The 16,631-nt window shown below is 47.4% G+C and carries 19 protein-coding genes and 1 pseudogene; 19 read left to right on the forward strand and 1 reads right to left on the reverse strand.

The genetic code is table 11. The features are described 5' to 3' along the window. Positions 1-15: 15 nt before the first annotated feature. The 16 genes and pseudogenes from Q0171_RS02825 to cutA all read left to right on the forward strand — a co-directional run bounded on the left by Q0171_RS02825 (position 16) and on the right by cutA (position 13,515). Entirely contained in the window at positions 16-1,440 is a 1,425-nt protein-coding gene (locus Q0171_RS02825) for a ComEC/Rec2 family competence protein (protein WP_299326575.1), read from the forward strand. Then, the gene (locus tag Q0171_RS02830; RefSeq protein ID WP_299326578.1) at positions 1,437-2,189 is read left to right on the forward strand and encodes a hypothetical protein; all 753 of its coding nucleotides are present in this window, start codon (positions 1,437-1,439) and stop codon (positions 2,187-2,189) included. Before Q0171_RS02825 ends, Q0171_RS02830 begins: the two co-directional genes overlap by 4 nt. A 177-nt stretch (positions 2,190-2,366) precedes the next feature. Continuing rightward, positions 2,367-4,076, forward strand: a complete 1,710-nt coding sequence (locus tag Q0171_RS02835; RefSeq protein ID WP_299326581.1) for a DUF5644 domain-containing protein — start codon at positions 2,367-2,369, stop codon at positions 4,074-4,076. Positions 4,077-4,117: 41 nt separating this feature from the next. Then, a complete protein-coding gene (locus Q0171_RS02840; protein ID WP_299326584.1) occupies positions 4,118-4,429 on the forward strand; it encodes a hypothetical protein in 312 nt (103 codons plus the stop codon). 22 nt (positions 4,430-4,451) lie between these two features. Beyond that, the gene (locus Q0171_RS02845) at positions 4,452-5,549 is read left to right on the forward strand and encodes a TerB family tellurite resistance protein (protein ID WP_299326587.1); all 1,098 of its coding nucleotides are present in this window, start codon (positions 4,452-4,454) and stop codon (positions 5,547-5,549) included. Between the two features lie 26 nt (positions 5,550-5,575). Then, positions 5,576-6,454, forward strand: coding sequence for a glycine--tRNA ligase subunit alpha (glyQ, locus tag Q0171_RS02850; protein WP_299326589.1), 879 nt, complete (start codon positions 5,576-5,578; stop codon positions 6,452-6,454). Next, a complete protein-coding gene (locus tag Q0171_RS02855) occupies positions 6,448-7,200 on the forward strand; it encodes a Nif3-like dinuclear metal center hexameric protein (protein ID WP_299326592.1) in 753 nt (250 codons plus the stop codon). Before glyQ ends, Q0171_RS02855 begins: the two co-directional genes overlap by 7 nt. An 8-nt stretch (positions 7,201-7,208) precedes the next feature. Further along, a complete protein-coding gene (locus tag Q0171_RS02860; RefSeq protein ID WP_299326595.1) occupies positions 7,209-7,913 on the forward strand; it encodes a C4-type zinc ribbon domain-containing protein in 705 nt (234 codons plus the stop codon). A 6-nt stretch (positions 7,914-7,919) separates the two neighbouring features. After that, the gene (locus Q0171_RS02865) at positions 7,920-9,584 is read left to right on the forward strand and encodes a glycosyltransferase N-terminal domain-containing protein (protein ID WP_299326597.1); all 1,665 of its coding nucleotides are present in this window, start codon (positions 7,920-7,922) and stop codon (positions 9,582-9,584) included. Between the two features lie 4 nt (positions 9,585-9,588). Continuing rightward, positions 9,589-10,314, forward strand: coding sequence for an RluA family pseudouridine synthase (locus Q0171_RS02870; RefSeq protein WP_299326599.1), 726 nt, complete (start codon positions 9,589-9,591; stop codon positions 10,312-10,314). Beyond that, entirely contained in the window at positions 10,280-10,843 is a 564-nt protein-coding gene (locus tag Q0171_RS02875) for a hypothetical protein (protein WP_299326601.1), read from the forward strand. The genes Q0171_RS02870 and Q0171_RS02875 overlap by 35 nt, the downstream gene beginning before the upstream one ends. Beyond that, positions 10,815-11,291 (forward strand): hypothetical protein, encoded by a 477-nt coding sequence (locus Q0171_RS02880; RefSeq protein WP_299326603.1) that lies wholly within the window; start codon positions 10,815-10,817, stop codon positions 11,289-11,291. Before Q0171_RS02875 ends, Q0171_RS02880 begins: the two co-directional genes overlap by 29 nt. Beyond that, positions 11,278-12,174, forward strand: a complete 897-nt coding sequence (gene lgt, locus Q0171_RS02885; RefSeq protein WP_299326606.1) for a prolipoprotein diacylglyceryl transferase — start codon at positions 11,278-11,280, stop codon at positions 12,172-12,174. Before Q0171_RS02880 ends, lgt begins: the two co-directional genes overlap by 14 nt. Further along, a pseudogene (locus Q0171_RS02890) lies at positions 12,155-12,433 on the forward strand (SMR family transporter); the annotation flags it as partial. The gene lgt and the pseudogene Q0171_RS02890, both read left to right, overlap by 20 nt. Before the next feature lie 414 nt (positions 12,434-12,847). Continuing rightward, complete coding sequence (locus Q0171_RS02895) at positions 12,848-13,165, forward strand: SMR family transporter (protein ID WP_115012309.1); 318 nt, start codon at positions 12,848-12,850, stop codon at positions 13,163-13,165. An 8-nt stretch (positions 13,166-13,173) separates the two neighbouring features. Then, on the forward strand, positions 13,174-13,515 hold the full coding sequence (gene cutA / locus Q0171_RS02900) for a divalent-cation tolerance protein CutA (RefSeq protein ID WP_299326609.1): 342 nt from the start codon (positions 13,174-13,176) through the stop codon (positions 13,513-13,515). On the opposite strand, the gene Q0171_RS02905 is transcribed toward cutA, so the two are convergent. Next, entirely contained in the window at positions 13,512-14,297 is a 786-nt protein-coding gene (locus Q0171_RS02905; RefSeq protein WP_299326612.1) for a hypothetical protein, read from the reverse strand. The genes cutA and Q0171_RS02905 overlap by 4 nt on opposite strands. 269 nt (positions 14,298-14,566) lie before the next feature. On the opposite strand from Q0171_RS02905, the gene hisD reads away from it, so the two are divergent. Genes hisD through Q0171_RS02920 form a run of 3 tightly spaced genes read left to right on the forward strand, consistent with a single transcriptional unit; the run spans position 14,567 to position 16,629 of the window. Beyond that, positions 14,567-15,898 carry a histidinol dehydrogenase gene (hisD, locus tag Q0171_RS02910; RefSeq protein WP_299326614.1) on the forward strand — a complete coding sequence of 444 codons (1,332 nt, stop codon included), beginning with the start codon at positions 14,567-14,569 and terminating at the stop codon, positions 15,896-15,898. 34 nt (positions 15,899-15,932) lie between these two features. Next, positions 15,933-16,196 (forward strand): DUF2018 family protein, encoded by a 264-nt coding sequence (locus Q0171_RS02915; protein ID WP_299326618.1) that lies wholly within the window; start codon positions 15,933-15,935, stop codon positions 16,194-16,196. Continuing rightward, on the forward strand, positions 16,189-16,629 hold the full coding sequence (locus Q0171_RS02920) for a hypothetical protein (protein ID WP_299326621.1): 441 nt from the start codon (positions 16,189-16,191) through the stop codon (positions 16,627-16,629). The genes Q0171_RS02915 and Q0171_RS02920 overlap by 8 nt, the downstream gene beginning before the upstream one ends. The last annotated feature ends 2 nt before the right edge of the window (positions 16,630-16,631 follow it).

Below are 16,631 nucleotides of genomic sequence, written 5' to 3' on the forward strand. Positions count from 1 at the left end.
CCAAACGCATAAATCATGGCACAAAAATCCACACGCTCACCCTTTGATATCCCGCTCTTTAACCAAAAGCAGTGGAATATAGCTCTTATGGTGCTTGCATTTATGCTATGTGTGCGCGTGGGGGTGGATTATGCACTCTACCAGAATCTCCCTTTTGAAGAGCCTGGCGAGATAGAAGCCCTAGTCATCTCCCAATACCAAAAACACAAAAACGCTAAACCTTACTGGGTGCTAAAACTCTCAAGCAATACTCATACACTCTACACCACTTCAAAAGAGGATTTAAAAAACCTGCAAGGACGCAAAATCCGCCTATATGGCAAAATAAATAGTCAAAAAGATTGCAGCTTTCTGCAGTATTTTCGCAGCTGCTTTTTTGTGGGATTCTCAATCTCCACTCTCCCACAAAGAGAATCCACCACTCCAATCAAAGCCTATATCGCAAGTCAGCATACAAAGCAATCCGCAAACGAGCATACAAGCCAAGCCACAAATACCAATCATGCTGGGCTTTTCTCTGCGCTCTTTCTAGCCACCCCGCTGCCAAAAGCCTGGCGCGATGTGAGCAATACCCTAGGCTTAGCGCATATTTTTGCCATTAGTGGCTTTCATCTGGGGATTATTTCATTTGTGCTTCTTGTGCTGCTTACCCCGCCCTATCGCGCACTGCAGAGGCGATATTTCAGCTATCGCAATGAAGCTTATGATTTGGGCGCAATCGTGCTTATCTTGCTTTTTGGCTATCTTGTGATTTTGGATTTTGCGCCATCGTTTTTGCGCGCGTTTGTCATGGCAGCAGTGGGCTTTGCGCTCTATCTCTCCGGGCTAAAGCTTGTAAGCTTTAGCTTGCTAGGATTGTGCGCATTGCTTTGTGCCATAGCTTTCCCTAATGTGGCTTTTAATCGTGGATTTATTCTCTCTGTGACTGGGGTATTTTATATTTTTGTCATACTGCGCTATATGCTAGAGCCATCACACAAGCCTGATAGCACTGCCCAGAATCTCCATGCAAATCCCGCACAAGACTCTACGAACAACGCTGCTAACTATGGCGCTTGGGCTAGGATTTTACTACGCGTGCTGTGGCTACATGTGGGGGTATTTTTGATGATTATGCCTGTGGTGCATGTGTTTTTCCCCTATTTCTCGCCATGGCAGCTTGTCTCTATCCCTGTGAGCATGGCGTTTGTGGTGCTTTTTCCTCTGGCGATTGTGCTGCATATCTTTGGAGTGGGCGGGACACTGGATTTTTGGCTTGATATGGCGCTTAGACTAGAGATTGAAAGTGTGGATATTATTACGCCATGGTGGTTTTTATGCGCGTATCTAGGAGCTAGTGTATGGGCGATGTTCTCGCGCGCTGGATATTATGCGCTACTTTTGCTAGCGGCGGGATTCTATGGGGCGTGCTTGTGGGTGTATGGCACAGGAGAGATATGATAGGGAATGTCTTTTGCTTTTGCTCTTTCAAATTTGTAGAAGTGAAATTTGCTTTGGAGTATCGCGTGAGAGTTATCTTGTCTATAAGTGGGCTTATCGCTTTTGTCCTGCCAATGCTACTAGGCTGTGCGGGGAATCTTGTGCAAATGCAATACGCATCAAGCCTAAAACAACCCTACGAGCTCAATATCAATGCCCCAGTGCTCATCAAGCATGTCAATGGAGATTTACTCGCAGCATCATATATTCCATTTGTCATCGAAATGCTCCAGCAGCGCGGGTTTAACTCAATCTACACCCAAGGACAGATTCCCGATAAGACCGCGCGCAATATCATCTACATCGCTCTTGTAAAAACCACGCGCACTTTCCCCACCTCAAGTATCCAATATGTCCCCTCTAAAATACTCAATCGCACCGCCTGCTTCAATCACGAGGGTATGTATTATTGCCGCAAAGAGACATTGCCTATCATCACAGGCTATGCAACTTGGACTAATCTCCTTGCTGAATACCATTTCATCATGGATTGGTATGATAACCACATGAAAAAGCGGATTCTCTATATCGATGGCAGTATTGCCGATGGCGCATGTATCTATGAGGGGATTTATAAAGATCTCATCGCCCAAACAATCTCGCGTATCGATTTCAATCGCCCAGAATCCTACTCCTACTCCGCCCCACTCTCTTACTATGGCATGAGCTGCCTTATCCAGCGCACCAAAATACTAGGCGTGAAGCGATAAGCACGCGCAGCAAACACAAGCAGTAGAGATTCTCCAATGCAAATCTTCCCAGAATCTAGCCCATAGCCTTATAGATGTCTGTCTTTTTTAGCATGAGTTTTACGATAGAAGTTTTGGTATAATGGACAGCATGTAGCCTAACCGAATCTAGCGTTATCACCACCCAGGGAGTATCACATGCAAAGTGTAGAATTGTCGATTTTCCGCTTTTTCGCGCAAGAAAGCTATGAATATTATTTCCAAAAATACCCCATCTCCTACGATGCCAGTCTCACACTTTTTGACGCACTGGAATCTATCCCGGGTCTTGCGTTTGACAAATCCATGGGGCTTAGAGTGCAAGGACTTTGTGTGTTTGCAGATGTGCAGCTACAAGAGCTTGTCGATAAATTTGGGGTGAATCTACGCATAGAGCCCTTAAACCAAAAATATGTAGAAAAAGATCTCCTTATCAATAGAGAAGCAATGTATAAGCGCTATGATGAGTTTTTCGCCGCGCATGATTTCATAGAGCCAAGCCACCGCTATGAGCTCCATAAATTTCTATGGGCAAATCTCATCTCTCTACGCGATGATAGCGAGTATCTAGGAGATGGGTTTTTCCTCTATATGCATTGGCTGCTTGAGCGCTACCCTAAGCATTTTGACACTCTTATCCACACGCTCGCTGGCTCACAATCTGGTGTCATGAGCTATGTCCCAGTCGAAGCACTCATCTATACACCAAACCCCCACACAAGAGCAATCTCACCAATTATCAAGCAGCTTATCGACAAAGTCGCGCGCTTTGGTATTTGCCCAGGCTGTGGGTGCGCGTGGATAAGCCAGCTAGAATCCATGCGACCAAAAGCGCTGACACAGCCTCTGCTCCCAGCCTCATTAGAATCCGCACTAGAGCCTAAAAACTCCGCACAGAGCGCAGAATCTACGCCCAATCGCTGCATGCTGTTTGACGCCTATACACTTAGAGAAGCAGCGCCCATGATTACTAGCGCTCGCGCCCTACTCCACACGCTTGGCGTTGAGCTAGTAGATTGCGCCAAATTTGGAGGCTTTATACCTTTTGGCGCAAAAAGCGGGAATTTCTATGCCCATATCCTTGAGCCAGAGACATTTATACAGCGCATTTTCTATAATCTCATCATCGCGCACAAAGCTAGTGCCACACTTGTATTTGGGGATTTGGAGCACTATGCGTATGCGAAATGGGCGCTAGATCGCGCACAGGAAAATCCAGCACTCCAAACCAAAATAGCACGACACTTTGGCGATGCAATGGAAGCTGTAAGTATTGATAGCCTACTGAACACTCGCGTGAAGTTTATCGGCGATCTTGTATGCAGTGATACAGGCTCTTCGCTTGTGGATAATCTCACATTTGCCACCTATCCAAGCACACTTCTAGAATCCCCCATAACACTCCCATACGGGCGTAATAATCTCCTGGGCATACAAGAGCCTAAGTCCAGCAACACATGCCCCAGCACACCAAACCAGAATCCAAAAAATGCAAGCGACTTACTGCTAGGTCTTATCCCCATAGCACACTCTATAAAAACCCCAGCACAACGACTTGGCGGAAAGTGGCTTAGCGTGCTTGAATGCGCACAAGATTTTTCCCACCTCTATGAGTTCAATCGTGAAGCCTATTTCACCCAGAGTGCGCGCGTGCGCTTTGCATGCATAGATTCTGGTGCAGATGTAATTATTGTCTCAAGTGTGGCGCAGTTTAGGGCATTTACTACACATGCTCGCGCAGGGGCAGCAAGTATTGGGCGCGATGATGTGCAAATCCCTATTCTCTACCCCTCCCAGCTTGCCCTACTCGCACTTGGACAACATGCAGGGTGTGATTCCCGCACATTGCGCACACTCGAGCGAGCCTAGCACATGCTGCAAGACGCGGGAGCACTCAAAGGAGTGCAGGGGTGAAAGTTTTTTTAAAAATCTTGCTTGCTTCGCTGATTGCTGGGGTGTGGCACCAGATTGATAATGAATCTGCGGGCGTGGCAATCGTGCTATTTCTCTTTGTCTTAGCGGTGCTTTTGATGAACCCAGTAAAATTCCAATCCCCTGAAAAACGCGAAGAATACATACAAAAACTCCGCAAGCAAAAGGAGCAAAAGCTCGCCATAGCCCAGAAGCAAAAAGAAGAGCGAGCACGCTTGAAAAAGGAAAAGCAAGATAGAGAAGCCCAAGAGCAAAAAGAATTCCACGCGCGAATGAAAAACCGATCCTAAAACCACACCACAAAGGACTAATATGAGCATTTTACTACTAATTTTAGCAGGCGTTGTAGTGTATTATCTCTACATCACCCTACAAGAATACCTAAAAAACCCAACCACAATAACCCCCCCCACAAAAGAGCCAAGCCCTACCCCTTATCCACTAGAATCCACCCCCTATACCGCGCAAACCCCAGAGCAAAAGCTGCAAAACTCCTATGAAGGAGCTAGCATAACACTGCTAGCATATATGCTACAAGCAGGAGTGCGCAAGCAGGCAAAGCCCACAAGTCAGCAAAACTCTAGCCTACTAGAATCCACTTTTACTCCTTTGCAAATAGGGCTTATAGAAGAGTTTGTCCGCTCTTTGTCGCTGCATTCCACGAAGCCAGAGTATGAGCAGAATCTACGCGCTTTACTCGCCCACTACGCACCTGCCTACGCCCCAGCCCAAGCCAAACAATCTAGCCTAGATTTTAGCACCCTAGAGCAGCCAAGTATCGCTCATCTTGCTGGAATCTTTTTAGACAATACTTATGGCGAGTATAAAAAGCGTTTGCAGTTTGTCGAGCTTTTGCTAACTCTTGCGTGGAGCGATAGAGAGCTAAACCACGATGAGCAAGACATTATCCTAGATATTGCGGCATTTTTGGAGATTGATAATGCCGATTTTAACGAGCTGTATGAGAGCTTTGAAACACTAGAGCCTAGCCCAAGCGATGAAGCACTAAAAGCCGCAAAAACCCTAGAGCAGCTATTTAGCGAGCAAAAGGAGCAAGATCAAGCAAGCTTGCAGCAAGTCTTTTTCGCCCATATTCAAAAACTCTGTGCCAATGCGCGCAAAAAGGACAAGCCCCAAGCCGCGCTGCTGCCCACACTTTTGGCGTGCGAGCAAGCCTATATAGACACATTGCAGCAGCTAGAATCTAGCTCAAAATCGCCCAAATCTCGCACGCCCAAAGCTTCTAAATCTCCCAAAAGTGATGATAAAAGCCACGATGAGCTAGAATCTACCCTAGAATCTAGCCCCCAACATTCTGTGGATTCTACAGACTCTGCGCCATCCACCACCCCACAAAATAAGCCCCAAACTAGCGTGAAAAAGCGCGATAGCAGCTGGGATAATATCTAGCCTAAAATCTAGCCCAAAGGATCACTATGGCATTTAGCTTTTCTACGATTATTTTGCGCTTGCAGGAGTTCTGGGCGCAGCAGGGCTGCGTGATTGTCCAGCCCTATGATATTCCAGCAGGGGCGGGGACTTTCCACCCAGCCACTTTACTACGCTCGCTAGATTCTACCCCGTGGAGTGTGGCGTATGTCGCGCCCTCGCGCCGCCCAAGTGATGGACGCTATGGGGAGAATCCAAACCGCCTAGGCAGCTACTATCAATTCCAAGTGCTTATCAAGCCAAGTCCTAGCAATATCCAAAGCTTATATCTAGCTTCTTTAGAGCTTTTAGGGATTGATAACACAATCCACGATATACGCTTTGTGGAGGATAATTGGGAGTCGCCCACACTTGGGGCGTGGGGGCTTGGCTGGGAGGTGTGGCTTGATGGTATGGAAGTTACGCAATTTACCTATTTTCAGCAAGTGGGGGGGATTGTGTGCGAGCCTGTGGCAGTGGAGATCACCTATGGGCTAGAGCGGCTTGCGATGTATATCCAAGGGGTAGAATCCATTTTTGACATTGCGTGGAATGATAGTGGCGTGCGCTATAAAGATGTGCATTTGCAGGGTGAGTATGAGTTCTCACGCTATCATTTTGAGGTCGCTAGCGTGCCAATGCTCTTTGATCTCTTTGCCAAAGCCCAAGATGAAGCTAGAGCCTGCTTAGCTGCCAAGCTCCCGCTCCCAGCCTATGACTGCGTGATGCTCTCCTCGCATTATTTTAATATCCTTTTAGCGCGCAAGGCGATTTCTGTAACCGAGCGGCAAAGCTATGTGCTAAAAATCCGCGAGCTTGCCAAAGAATGCGCCCTACTCTACAAAGAGCAAGAGCCAGAGCGCGCTAAGCGATTAGAGCAATGCTAGAGACTCTAGCTACCCCAATGCAAGTGGGCGAGATCTATGCGATCCTTGATGAGCTAAGCCCCTTTAGCCTGCAAGCAAGCTGGGATAACTCTGGGCTAAATATTGGAGCAATGGGGCAGGAGGTAGAATCTATCGCGCTAGCTTTAGAGCTAGATTCTACTATGGCACAGGCTTTGAAGCCAAATACCCTGCTTATCACCCACCACCCGCTTATATTCTCCGCGCTCAAATCCCTAGACACCGCCACCTACCCCGCCAATCTCATCGCCACACTTTTGCAAAAAAACTGCGCCCTCATCGCTATGCACACAAACTTTGACCACACGCATTTAAATGCCTATTTCGCCCAAGAGATTCTAGGCTTTGCCACCACAGAGCAAGGCATAGCCCAGCACTGCCAGATCGCCCCCACACCGCTGCTAGAGCTTGCTAAATCGTGTAAAAATGCCCTATCCCTAGAGCATATCCGCTTCGTGCAGGCAAGGGAGAGCATAGAGCATATTTATATTGTCTGTGGCTCTGGGGCAAGCTACGCTAGGGAAATCACCACGCCACATAGCTGCCTAATCTGCGGTGATGTGAAATACCACGATGCAATGATTGGCAAAAGCAATGGGCTAAGCTTCATCGATGTGGAGCATTATGCAAGTGAAAAGCATTTTGCAAAAATCCTGCAAAGCCTTTTGCAAATTAAGAATCTCGGTGCTACAATACTGCCTAACTTTTCCCCATTTTCTTACCTATAAGGACATTTATGAATAAACATTTGCAACAGCTCATACAAATTGCACAAATTGACAAAGAAGCCGACGCGCTTGTGCCTGTAATGCAGCAAAAGCACGAGAATCTAGATAAGCTACTTGCCACCAAGCACGAGCACATCGCCACCCAATCCCGTCTCGCCGAAGAAAAAGAAGAAAAACTCCAAGCCATCGCGCGCAATGAAGCAGTGATTACTGAAAACAACGCCAAGCTAGAGTCCATTACCCAGCGCATTAAAGACGGCTGCTCCGATAGAGAAGCGCGCACGCTTGCGATTGAAGAAGACTTGGCAAAGGAGCAAATCAAGCACGCCAATAACGAAATCGAGCGAATCAACAAAGAGCTAGATTCTATCCCACCAAAAGAGCAAGAAATCTCTCAAGCACTCATCGAGCTAGAATCCACTATCCAAGAGGAGCAAGCGAAAGTCGATGAAGCAGTCAAAGAAATCGCTCAAGAGCAGCAAGCAATCTTTGCGAAAAAAGAAAAGTGTATCGCAACAATGGATCAAAATATCATCGTATTCTATGAGAAAATCCGCAAATGGGCGAAAAACACTAGCGTCGTGCCTATCACACGCCAAGCGTGTGGGGGCTGCTTTATCCGCCTAAACGATCGCCTACTAGGTGAAATTATCCATAGCAACTCTATCACCACTTGTCCGCACTGCGGCAGAATTCTCTACGCGCAATCCTAGCCTCCTGTGTTTCGCCGCCTAGCTCTTATCGCTTATCGAGCGCTGTGCGCGATTGCGTGGCTTTTGCTTATGCCACTACTACTCTATCTTAGCACCAAGCCTAAGTATCGTCGCTCTATCCCTGCTCGGTTTTTCCCATTTTTGCGCGTTTTTACACTAGAATCTAGCGGATTTTGCAAGGATTTTTACCCACATTTTTGGCTGCACGCCTGCTCCTTTGGAGAGATCAAATCCCTAGAGCCAATTATCCAAGCCCTAGCCCAAGCAGCCCCCACGCGCAATATTTTGCTTACCACCACCACGCAAACCGGCTTTGATCTCGCTCAAAGCACCTATATCAATGAGCCTAGAATCCGCGTGGAGTTTCTACCATTTGAGATATTTCTACCCTTTTATGCCCGCCGCTTAAAGCAGCTGCAAGCCCTTGTGGTTACCGAAGCAGAGCTATGGCTAGAGCTTTTTTATACCACTAAGGCATTAGGCGCGAAAACACTACTGATAAATGCTAGGATCTCCACGCGCTCCTATCCCAAATACCGCCGCTTTAGATTTTTTTATCGCTTGCTTTTTAGCTGTGTTGATGAGGTTTTCTCCCAAACTCAAGCCGACTCCACGCGCCTAGCCGAGCTTGGTGCGCGCCACATAGAAGTGCTTGGCAATCTAAAGCTCCTAAGCCCCATTCACATAAGCCGCACCTATCAAAAGCCCCAAAATCGCCTAGTGATTGTCGCTGCCTCCACGCATAAGGGGGAAGAAGAGCTGGTGCTGCAAGCCTTTAGCACGCTTAACAAGCTAGAATCTAGCGCAAAAGTGGATTCGGCTTGTGGGCTAGAATCCCAAGGCGGCTTTACAGAACAAGCCGAAAACAAAACCGCCGCAAGTAAAAAAGCCGCCGAGATTGAAAACCAGCCGCAAGCCCCAGAATCCACTTTTGAAAACGCCACAAATTTAAACGCCTCTGCACAGGATTCTAGGATTTGCGATGAGAAAACAAGCGAAGCGCTCGGCGATAGCCGATGTTTCTTTAGCAAATCGGCGCTTTCAAGCGATTGGCAAGGGAGTTACCTAGAGAGTAATGACCGCAGGCAATCGCGCAGAATCGCCGATTTATCGCGCAAAACAAGCGAAGCGGTGCAAGGCGCAGCCGCAGCAGGTTTCTTTAGTAAAGCCGAATCCACCAAAAGCGCGGCAAAGCCAACGCCCAAAACGCAAAAAGTGGATTCTAGCTTACTAATCCTAGCCCCCCGCCACCCAGAACGCTTTACCCAAGTAGCTTCCCTGCTAGCAAGCTACCCCTTTGCTAGTGCGCGATTTAGCCACGACCCAAACGCGCTTACAAACCCTAGCCTTGATGTCGTGCTGCTTGATACACTAGGCGAGCTAAACAACTGCTATGCCATAGCAGATATAGTGATTTTAGGCGGCGCATTTATCCCAGCAGGGGGGCATAACCCACTTGAGCCAGCATTTTTTGGCACCAAGCTTATTAGCGGCAGAGCGATTTTCAACCAAGAAGCCCTTTTTGCCTGTGTTGATGGCTACACCTTATGCGAGGCAAGCGAGCTAGAATCCACTCTCCTAGCCCACCAAAGCCTACCGCACACTAGCTATAAACACACCCAAGCAAGCCTCTCCACACTTATCCAAGCAATCACCACGCATAAGGACTAGCCAAATGGAAAAAGCCTACAAACTCCTAAGCCTGCAAAAGCACATCTCCCACAGCCAAGCAAAATCGCTCATCGACAGCGGACTTGTGAGTGCCAATGGCAGAAAGCTAACCCTAGCACGCACCCTGCTAGACCCTAAGACAAGCTTCCAGATCCAAGACATCGCGCCACTGCGTATCATCGAGCAAAAGGGCGATTTGCTCGTGGTCGATAAGCCAGCATTTTTAGAGAGCTATGCAATCCAAGCGCGATTTCAAGGCTATGAGCTGCTCCATAGGCTTGATAGAGAGACAAGCGGTGTGCTGCTGCTTGCTAGGAGCCAGAGTCAAACAGCCTTAGAGATTATCCGCGCTTTTAAAGCACGCAAGGTAGAGAAGATTTACTACGCGCTTGTGAGTGGCATTATCCCAGAGTCTAGCACCATCAATGCCCCTATCCTTACCAAAAAGGGCAAGAGTGCCAAAAGCAAGGTGCATAAAGATGGGCTAGAAGCGATCACCCACATCACCCCAGAATCCATTGTAGGCAAAAAGACCCTGCTACGCGTGAAAATCGAGACAGGCAGGACCCACCAAATCCGCGTGCATTTAGCCCATATAGGACACCCAATCCTAGGCGACACACTCTATGGCGGCGCAAATGCCGCGCGCCTTATGCTGCACGCAAGCGATATTGAGCTACTAGGAATGAAGTTCCATGCGCCACTGCCAGAAGAATTTCGCATTCGCTAGCCTAGAATCTAGTCTCAATGCGATCTCTTCACATTTCTTGCCAGCCTGTCGCGATGAGATTTATACACTACTCTGGGAGATAGGGAGCAATGCTCTCAAATATGGTGTGCGCGATTTATATGCTCCTGTGCAGCTCGTGCAAGCCCAAAGTGCAAAATCCATATTCCCCAGCTATCTTGCACACTGCGCTGCTGGGGTGCTATATATCCTTATCCAAGAATCCGCCACAAGAAAATCTGCCAAAACCCTACACCTCTGCTTTTGCTACCAAGTGCCAATCACTCGATTCTCCAAAAGCCCGCAAGCAAGAAGCATGAAACAGCTATCGCAAACATTAACCCCAAAGAATCCGCACCCAAGTAAATCAAGCCCACACCACAATGGATTGGGGCATAGGCTAATTAACCATTACGCAAATGTTTTTTGCTACAATGCCCCAAAATTGTCTATTCCTTGCGCTCATATCCGCGCCATATCCCTGCATATCAAAGGAACCTATCTTGCTTTTCGCCATGGTAAAACGCAATGACACTACCTATCTCTGCTGTGAGGGGCGCATAAAAAGCTACGAAGACTATCTGGCGTTTGCCAAAGGGCTAGATGATCTCATCGCCCAGCACATCGCATTAGAATCCAGCCCAAAGCAATGGAAAATCATGCTGCTTGATACATTTCCTATCAACTCCTACGCATTAGGTCATCTCCTACGACTCAAGCTCTATAATCACTATGATTTCGCCCTAGCCACAAATAACTACCGCGTGCTTGAGACACTTGAAATCGTGGAGTTTCACAATCTATTTACCCTTAGTGTGGAGCATGACCCACGCTATACTAAAGCCAAAGACCTAAAAGAAGCCCAAAGTCCCCAGAATCCAAAGGACGCCACAGACCCTAAAAGCCCAAATAATACTGCAAACACCCCAGATCAACCACACACAAAAACAATAATCAAGGATACACATGCAAACATATAGCACATGGAATACGATTTACTCACACTTTGATCCCGTAGCTTTTAGTGTATTTGGTGTAAATGTGCATTGGTATGGGATCGCGTATGTGTGCGCGCTTATTTTCGCGCTTTTTGTCGCGCATTTTTTTATCGCCAAATTCCCCGCACGCTTCCCCATATCTAAGCAGCTTTTAGATAGCTACTTTCTCTGGGCGGAGCTTGGCGTGATTATAGGAGCTAGGCTTGGCTATGTGCTTATCTATGATCCTGATAGATTCTGGTATCTAGCCAATCCACTAGAGATTTTTAGCCCATTTGATAGTCGCGGGGAGTTTGTGGGGATTCGGGGAATGAGCTTCCACGGCGGGGTGATTGGATTCTTGCTTGCTTCGGTGATTTTTGTGCGTATAAAAAAAATCGCCCTCCTCCCACTTATGGATCTAGTCGCTATTAGCGTACCTCTAGCCTATGTCTTTGGGCGAGTGGGGAATTTCTTAAACCAAGAGTTGTTTGGCAGGATTGTCCCAGCCGAAGATAGTATTGGGCAGGTGATTGGTATTGTTATCAATGGCACGCTGCGCTACCCTAGTCAGCTGCTAGAAGCTCTGCTAGAAGGGCTTGTGGTGTTTGTCATCATCATAATAAGCTCGCGCGTAAAGCTCCTTACAAATGCACTTATTGGCGTGTATGGGGTGAGCTATGGGCTTATGCGATTTGTCGCAGAGTATTGGAGAGAGCCAGATCCGCAGCTTGGGCTATTTGGCTCTTTGAGTATGGGGCAGATTCTCTCTTTGATAATGATTATCCTAGGGGCTTTAGTTATCATCTATGCTATGCAAAACAACCTACGAAACAATTCACAAAACAATGTGCAAGGAATGCGCAATGCTTCATCTAAATCCTAAGCTCCTAGCGTGGCTATGGCTACTGCTTGCTATCATCACAGAAGTGCTAGGCTCAAGCTTTTTGAAACTCGCACAAAGTATGAGCTATGGCTTTTTGGTTACAGCATTTTTCATCTGTGTGTCCTACTACTTCATTGGGCTAGCGATTAAGCAAATCAGCGTAAGCGTAGCGTATGCGATGTGGGAAGTGCTGGGGGTTATATGTATTGTTTTGATTGGGATTTGGTATTTTGATGAGAATCTAGCTATCGTGCAGTATGCTGGGATTGCGTGTGCGGTTGTGGGGATCTTGCTCATCAACTTTGGCGAAGTGGATTCTACGGATTCAGCTTGTGGGCTAGAATCGGTGATTTCTTCGCCGCGCTGCGTCGATAGACACCCCAGTCTTATCTCCTTGCGCAGCTTGAAAAGCACCGATTCTAGCTCCACAATCTTAGAATCCCAAACACAAAAAGAAGCAAATACCCCAAAATCCACAAAAAGCACCGCTAGCACCACCGCAATTCCTAGAATCCTTGAAGAAGAAAAAGGGGCTGAGTGTGAAAACCCAGCCAAAAATCAAAAAGTGGATTCTAGCAGCCCAAGCTACAAATCTTTTATCGCCTTAAGCGCAGGGCTTATGAGCGTAGTGGCTCTCTCGCTTCTAGGCTATGCGTGGCATAGCACGCCTGCTATGCTTGGCTTTGCGTTTGTGTGTATCGCAGCGGTGCTTGATGTCGTGGCAAATTTACTGCTAAAAGCCTCAAATGGCTTCTCTAAGCTAGGCTATGGGCTAGGCGCGGTGGCAGTGGTGATTGGGGCATTTTATCTGCTTATGCTAGCCCTAGATTCTATGGAGCTTGCAGTGGCGTATTCTAGCTGGGGGGCGATAGGGATTATCGGCACGATTGCTGGGGGGAGAATCTTATTTGGCGAGCGGCTTAATGCCATAGGCTATGTGGGGGTCGTGCTAGTTATCGCAGCCGTTGGGCTACTGCACGAGATTATTTAAGGCAAGCTATGGACATCTATATAATCCTAACCACCACCAGCAGCAAAAAGGAAGCAAAGTCTATCGCCAAAGCCCTTTTAGAGCATAACCTCATCGCCTGTGCGCAGTGGAGCAAAATTAAAAGTCTCTATCGCTTCAAAGGACAAATCCACTGCGACAAAGAATATCTCCTCACGATAAAAACCACCGCCCATGCCCTAGAATCTGCTAAAGCCCTGCTACTAGAGAAGCATAGCTACAAGCTCCCAGAATGCGTGGCAATAAAGCTAGATGACAGCACGCCAGAATATCTGCATTTCGTGCAAAAAAATTGTGAGAAGCTTTCCAACAAGCGTGATAGCAAGGACTAGAATCCAAGCCCTACTTCAATCATCGCACTGAAAACATTGTGCGCAGCAATGAAATACTGCATGCCATCATGACTAATCGTAGGCGAAGCTGGAAGATACTGATACTTACCACTAAGTCGCACATAGCTGTGGAGACGATCAGTAATATCAAACGCCGCTCCCACATGTGCCAGCACGCTTGAAGCAGCTCCTGCACGCGCTAGAAGGTTTAGATTCTGGCTTGGGTAGAATCGATATGTAAGTCCCGGATCATACACATATCCCGCACCATATTCCAACGCCACACTTTGACTTAGCGGGATTTTGCCCTCTAGCTCCCCACCAATACCAAAGCTCCTATGCGCCGCATTGATTCCATGACTCACAATCCTGCGATCATCGTAGTAAAATATCACATTTACATACAAAGGCACGCTCTGGGTTAGGATATTAAACCCAAAGCGCGGTAGTAGCTCAAAATTCCCCACCATGCGTTCCTGCCCTGCAATACCTAGTCCAAATCGCGCAGCAAGCGAGACTTTAAAACGCTTATACATCTCATCTCCACTTATAGCAATAAATCCACCAAGCGTATTGAGATTCTGCCCTTGTAGGCTATCAGCATAATACACCCCACCAAACCCGATACGCCCAAAGCTCGAAGCCGTATCTGTGTAGCCAGTAATCGAGCTAGCTGCATGCGCACTCACACCAAATGCAAACACTCCCATCAGCGCCCCCGCTAACGCATCTCTAGTGATTTTACCAAGCCCGCTAAACACATTTGCATGAAACTCTCGCATGAACACTCCTTATATATAAATCTGTCATAGATACCCAACCATTCTAAACAAAAATCATAAAATTTCCAAATTCTGTTAAGGGCATAGGAAATCTATAACCGATCACAACATAATCATATCGACCAAACTATCACAACTAGCCATGATAAGTAGCGCAAGCAGCAATTGCGCCTTAAGAAGCGCCTACTTAAAATGCCTTTAGCGTTAGGTTTTGGTGCTATAATGCACGCTCCATGATACACTGATACTAATACCCCAAAGGCATTTCCATGATAAAGATACTTCACACTAGCCATGCTAGCTTTGCAAGTGAGTTTAACGCGATTCTTGCGCGTGGGGGCGATGATCTAAGTGATGCGCAAGAACATATCCGCCCGCTTATGCAAGCGATTTTTGAGCAGGGCTTGAGCGCAGTGCTTGAGCAAGTGGAGCGCTTTGATCATTTTAGGGCACACGATCTCGCCCAGCTCACAATTACGCCACAAGAGTGCAAAAGCGCGTATGAGAATCTTGATCCAGAATCCAAAACCGCTCTGCACATCGCTTATGAAAGGATCCACGCATTCCACACCAAGCAGAAACAAAAATCCTGGCTGGATTTTGATAGCCATGGCAGCATACTAGGTCAGCTCTACACGCCAATCGCGCGTGCAGGGCTCTATATCCCCGGTGGCAAAGCCGCCTACCCAAGCTCTGTGCTTATGAATGCTATCCCAGCAATCGTAGCAGGCGTAGAGGAGATCATGGTCTGCACGCCCACACCACAAGGCATAGCAAATCCCCTACTTCTAGCTGCACTGCATATTTGTGGTATCACAGAGATTTACCGCGTGGGTGGCGCAAGCGCAATAGCACTCATGGCACATGGTCTGCAAGACACGCAGGGTAAAATGCTTATCAAACATGTCGATGTCATCAGCGGTCCAGGGAATATCTATGTCGCCGCGGCAAAAGCCCTTGTCTATGGCAAAGTAGGGATTGATATGATCGCAGGACCTAGCGAAATCGCTATCATCGCAGATTCTAGCGCAGATCCTATGATAATCGCGCGCGATTTACTCTCCCAAGCCGAGCATGATGAAATGGCATGCGCATTTGCTTTCACCACAGATTTCACACAGGCACAAGCAGTGGAGCAAGCACTTAGAACGCTTATAGAAACACTCCCTAGAAAAGACATCGCCAAAACCAGCCTAGAGAATCGCGGCGCGATTTTTGTCTGTGGCGATATGAGCGAGTGTATCGAGCTATGCAATGCTTTAGCACCCGAACATTTGGAGCTACTGCTTGAAAATAGCTTCTCTTACCTGCCACGCATTAAGGCAGCAGGCGCGATTTTCCTAGGGGCATACACACCAGAATCCATAGGCGACTATCTCGCAGGACCAAACCACACGCTCCCCACAGGTGGGTGCGCTAGGTTTTTCTCCCCGCTGGGTGTGGATACATTTATGAAAAAAAGCTCAATCATCAGCTTTAGCAAGCAAGGCATTGACGCACTTGCTAAGCCCTGTGCGAGCCTAGCGCGGCTTGAGGGGCTTGAGGCGCACGCACTCTCTGCGCTTGCCAGGTTAGATTCTGCACATGATTGTGCGCAATGAGAATCTAGCTTTACACTACAACAAAGGAGCAATTATGTGGGAAGAACTACATGACTTAGAAGTGCTTGAAGGCGATCCTGTGCAAAAGTGGAGTGAGATTATCCTGCACGCCTCACCCACACTAGCTAAAAAGGAGCTCGATAGGATTCTAGAACTCCTAGCCACCTATGAAGTGGCGTTTGAAGAGAGCGGTGCAGATATGCGAAAGTTTATCCACACACACCAAGAGCAAATCACAGCGCAAAAGCGCAATATCGCCATAGAATCCAGTGCAAATATCCTAAGCGAGAATGAATAGCCAAATGCTGTGCGCTGGATTTTGGCGCGCACCTCTTTGTGTATTTTTGCGCGTAGGCTTTGGACTGGTGCTGTTTGCTTTGTGTGCGCATGCAGCAAAGCCTGTATGGGATATCCAAGAGGAGCTTTCATTAAAAAAAGATGAGCTCTACACACAGGAGTTTGCTCTCTCTGGCATACCAAAAACGCTCAAACTCTACTGGACACTCTATAAAAACTACGGACTTGTCGTGCATTTGCAATACGATAAATTCCCCTATCAATTCGTGCTTTATACGGATTATAAGCGAAAAAGTTTTACACTTCCACTCTCACAGGGCAATGACATTGATAAAGACGCATATTTACTCTTAAGCTTCAAAGATTTTGATGATCAAGAGAAAGTGGCGCATTTGGGGTTGTTTGTCATGCTGCCCAAACGATCTTCTCCCTAGAA

Source organism: uncultured Helicobacter sp. (assembly GCF_937906905.1).
Taxonomy (GTDB): Bacteria; Campylobacterota; Campylobacteria; order Campylobacterales; family Helicobacteraceae; genus Helicobacter_B.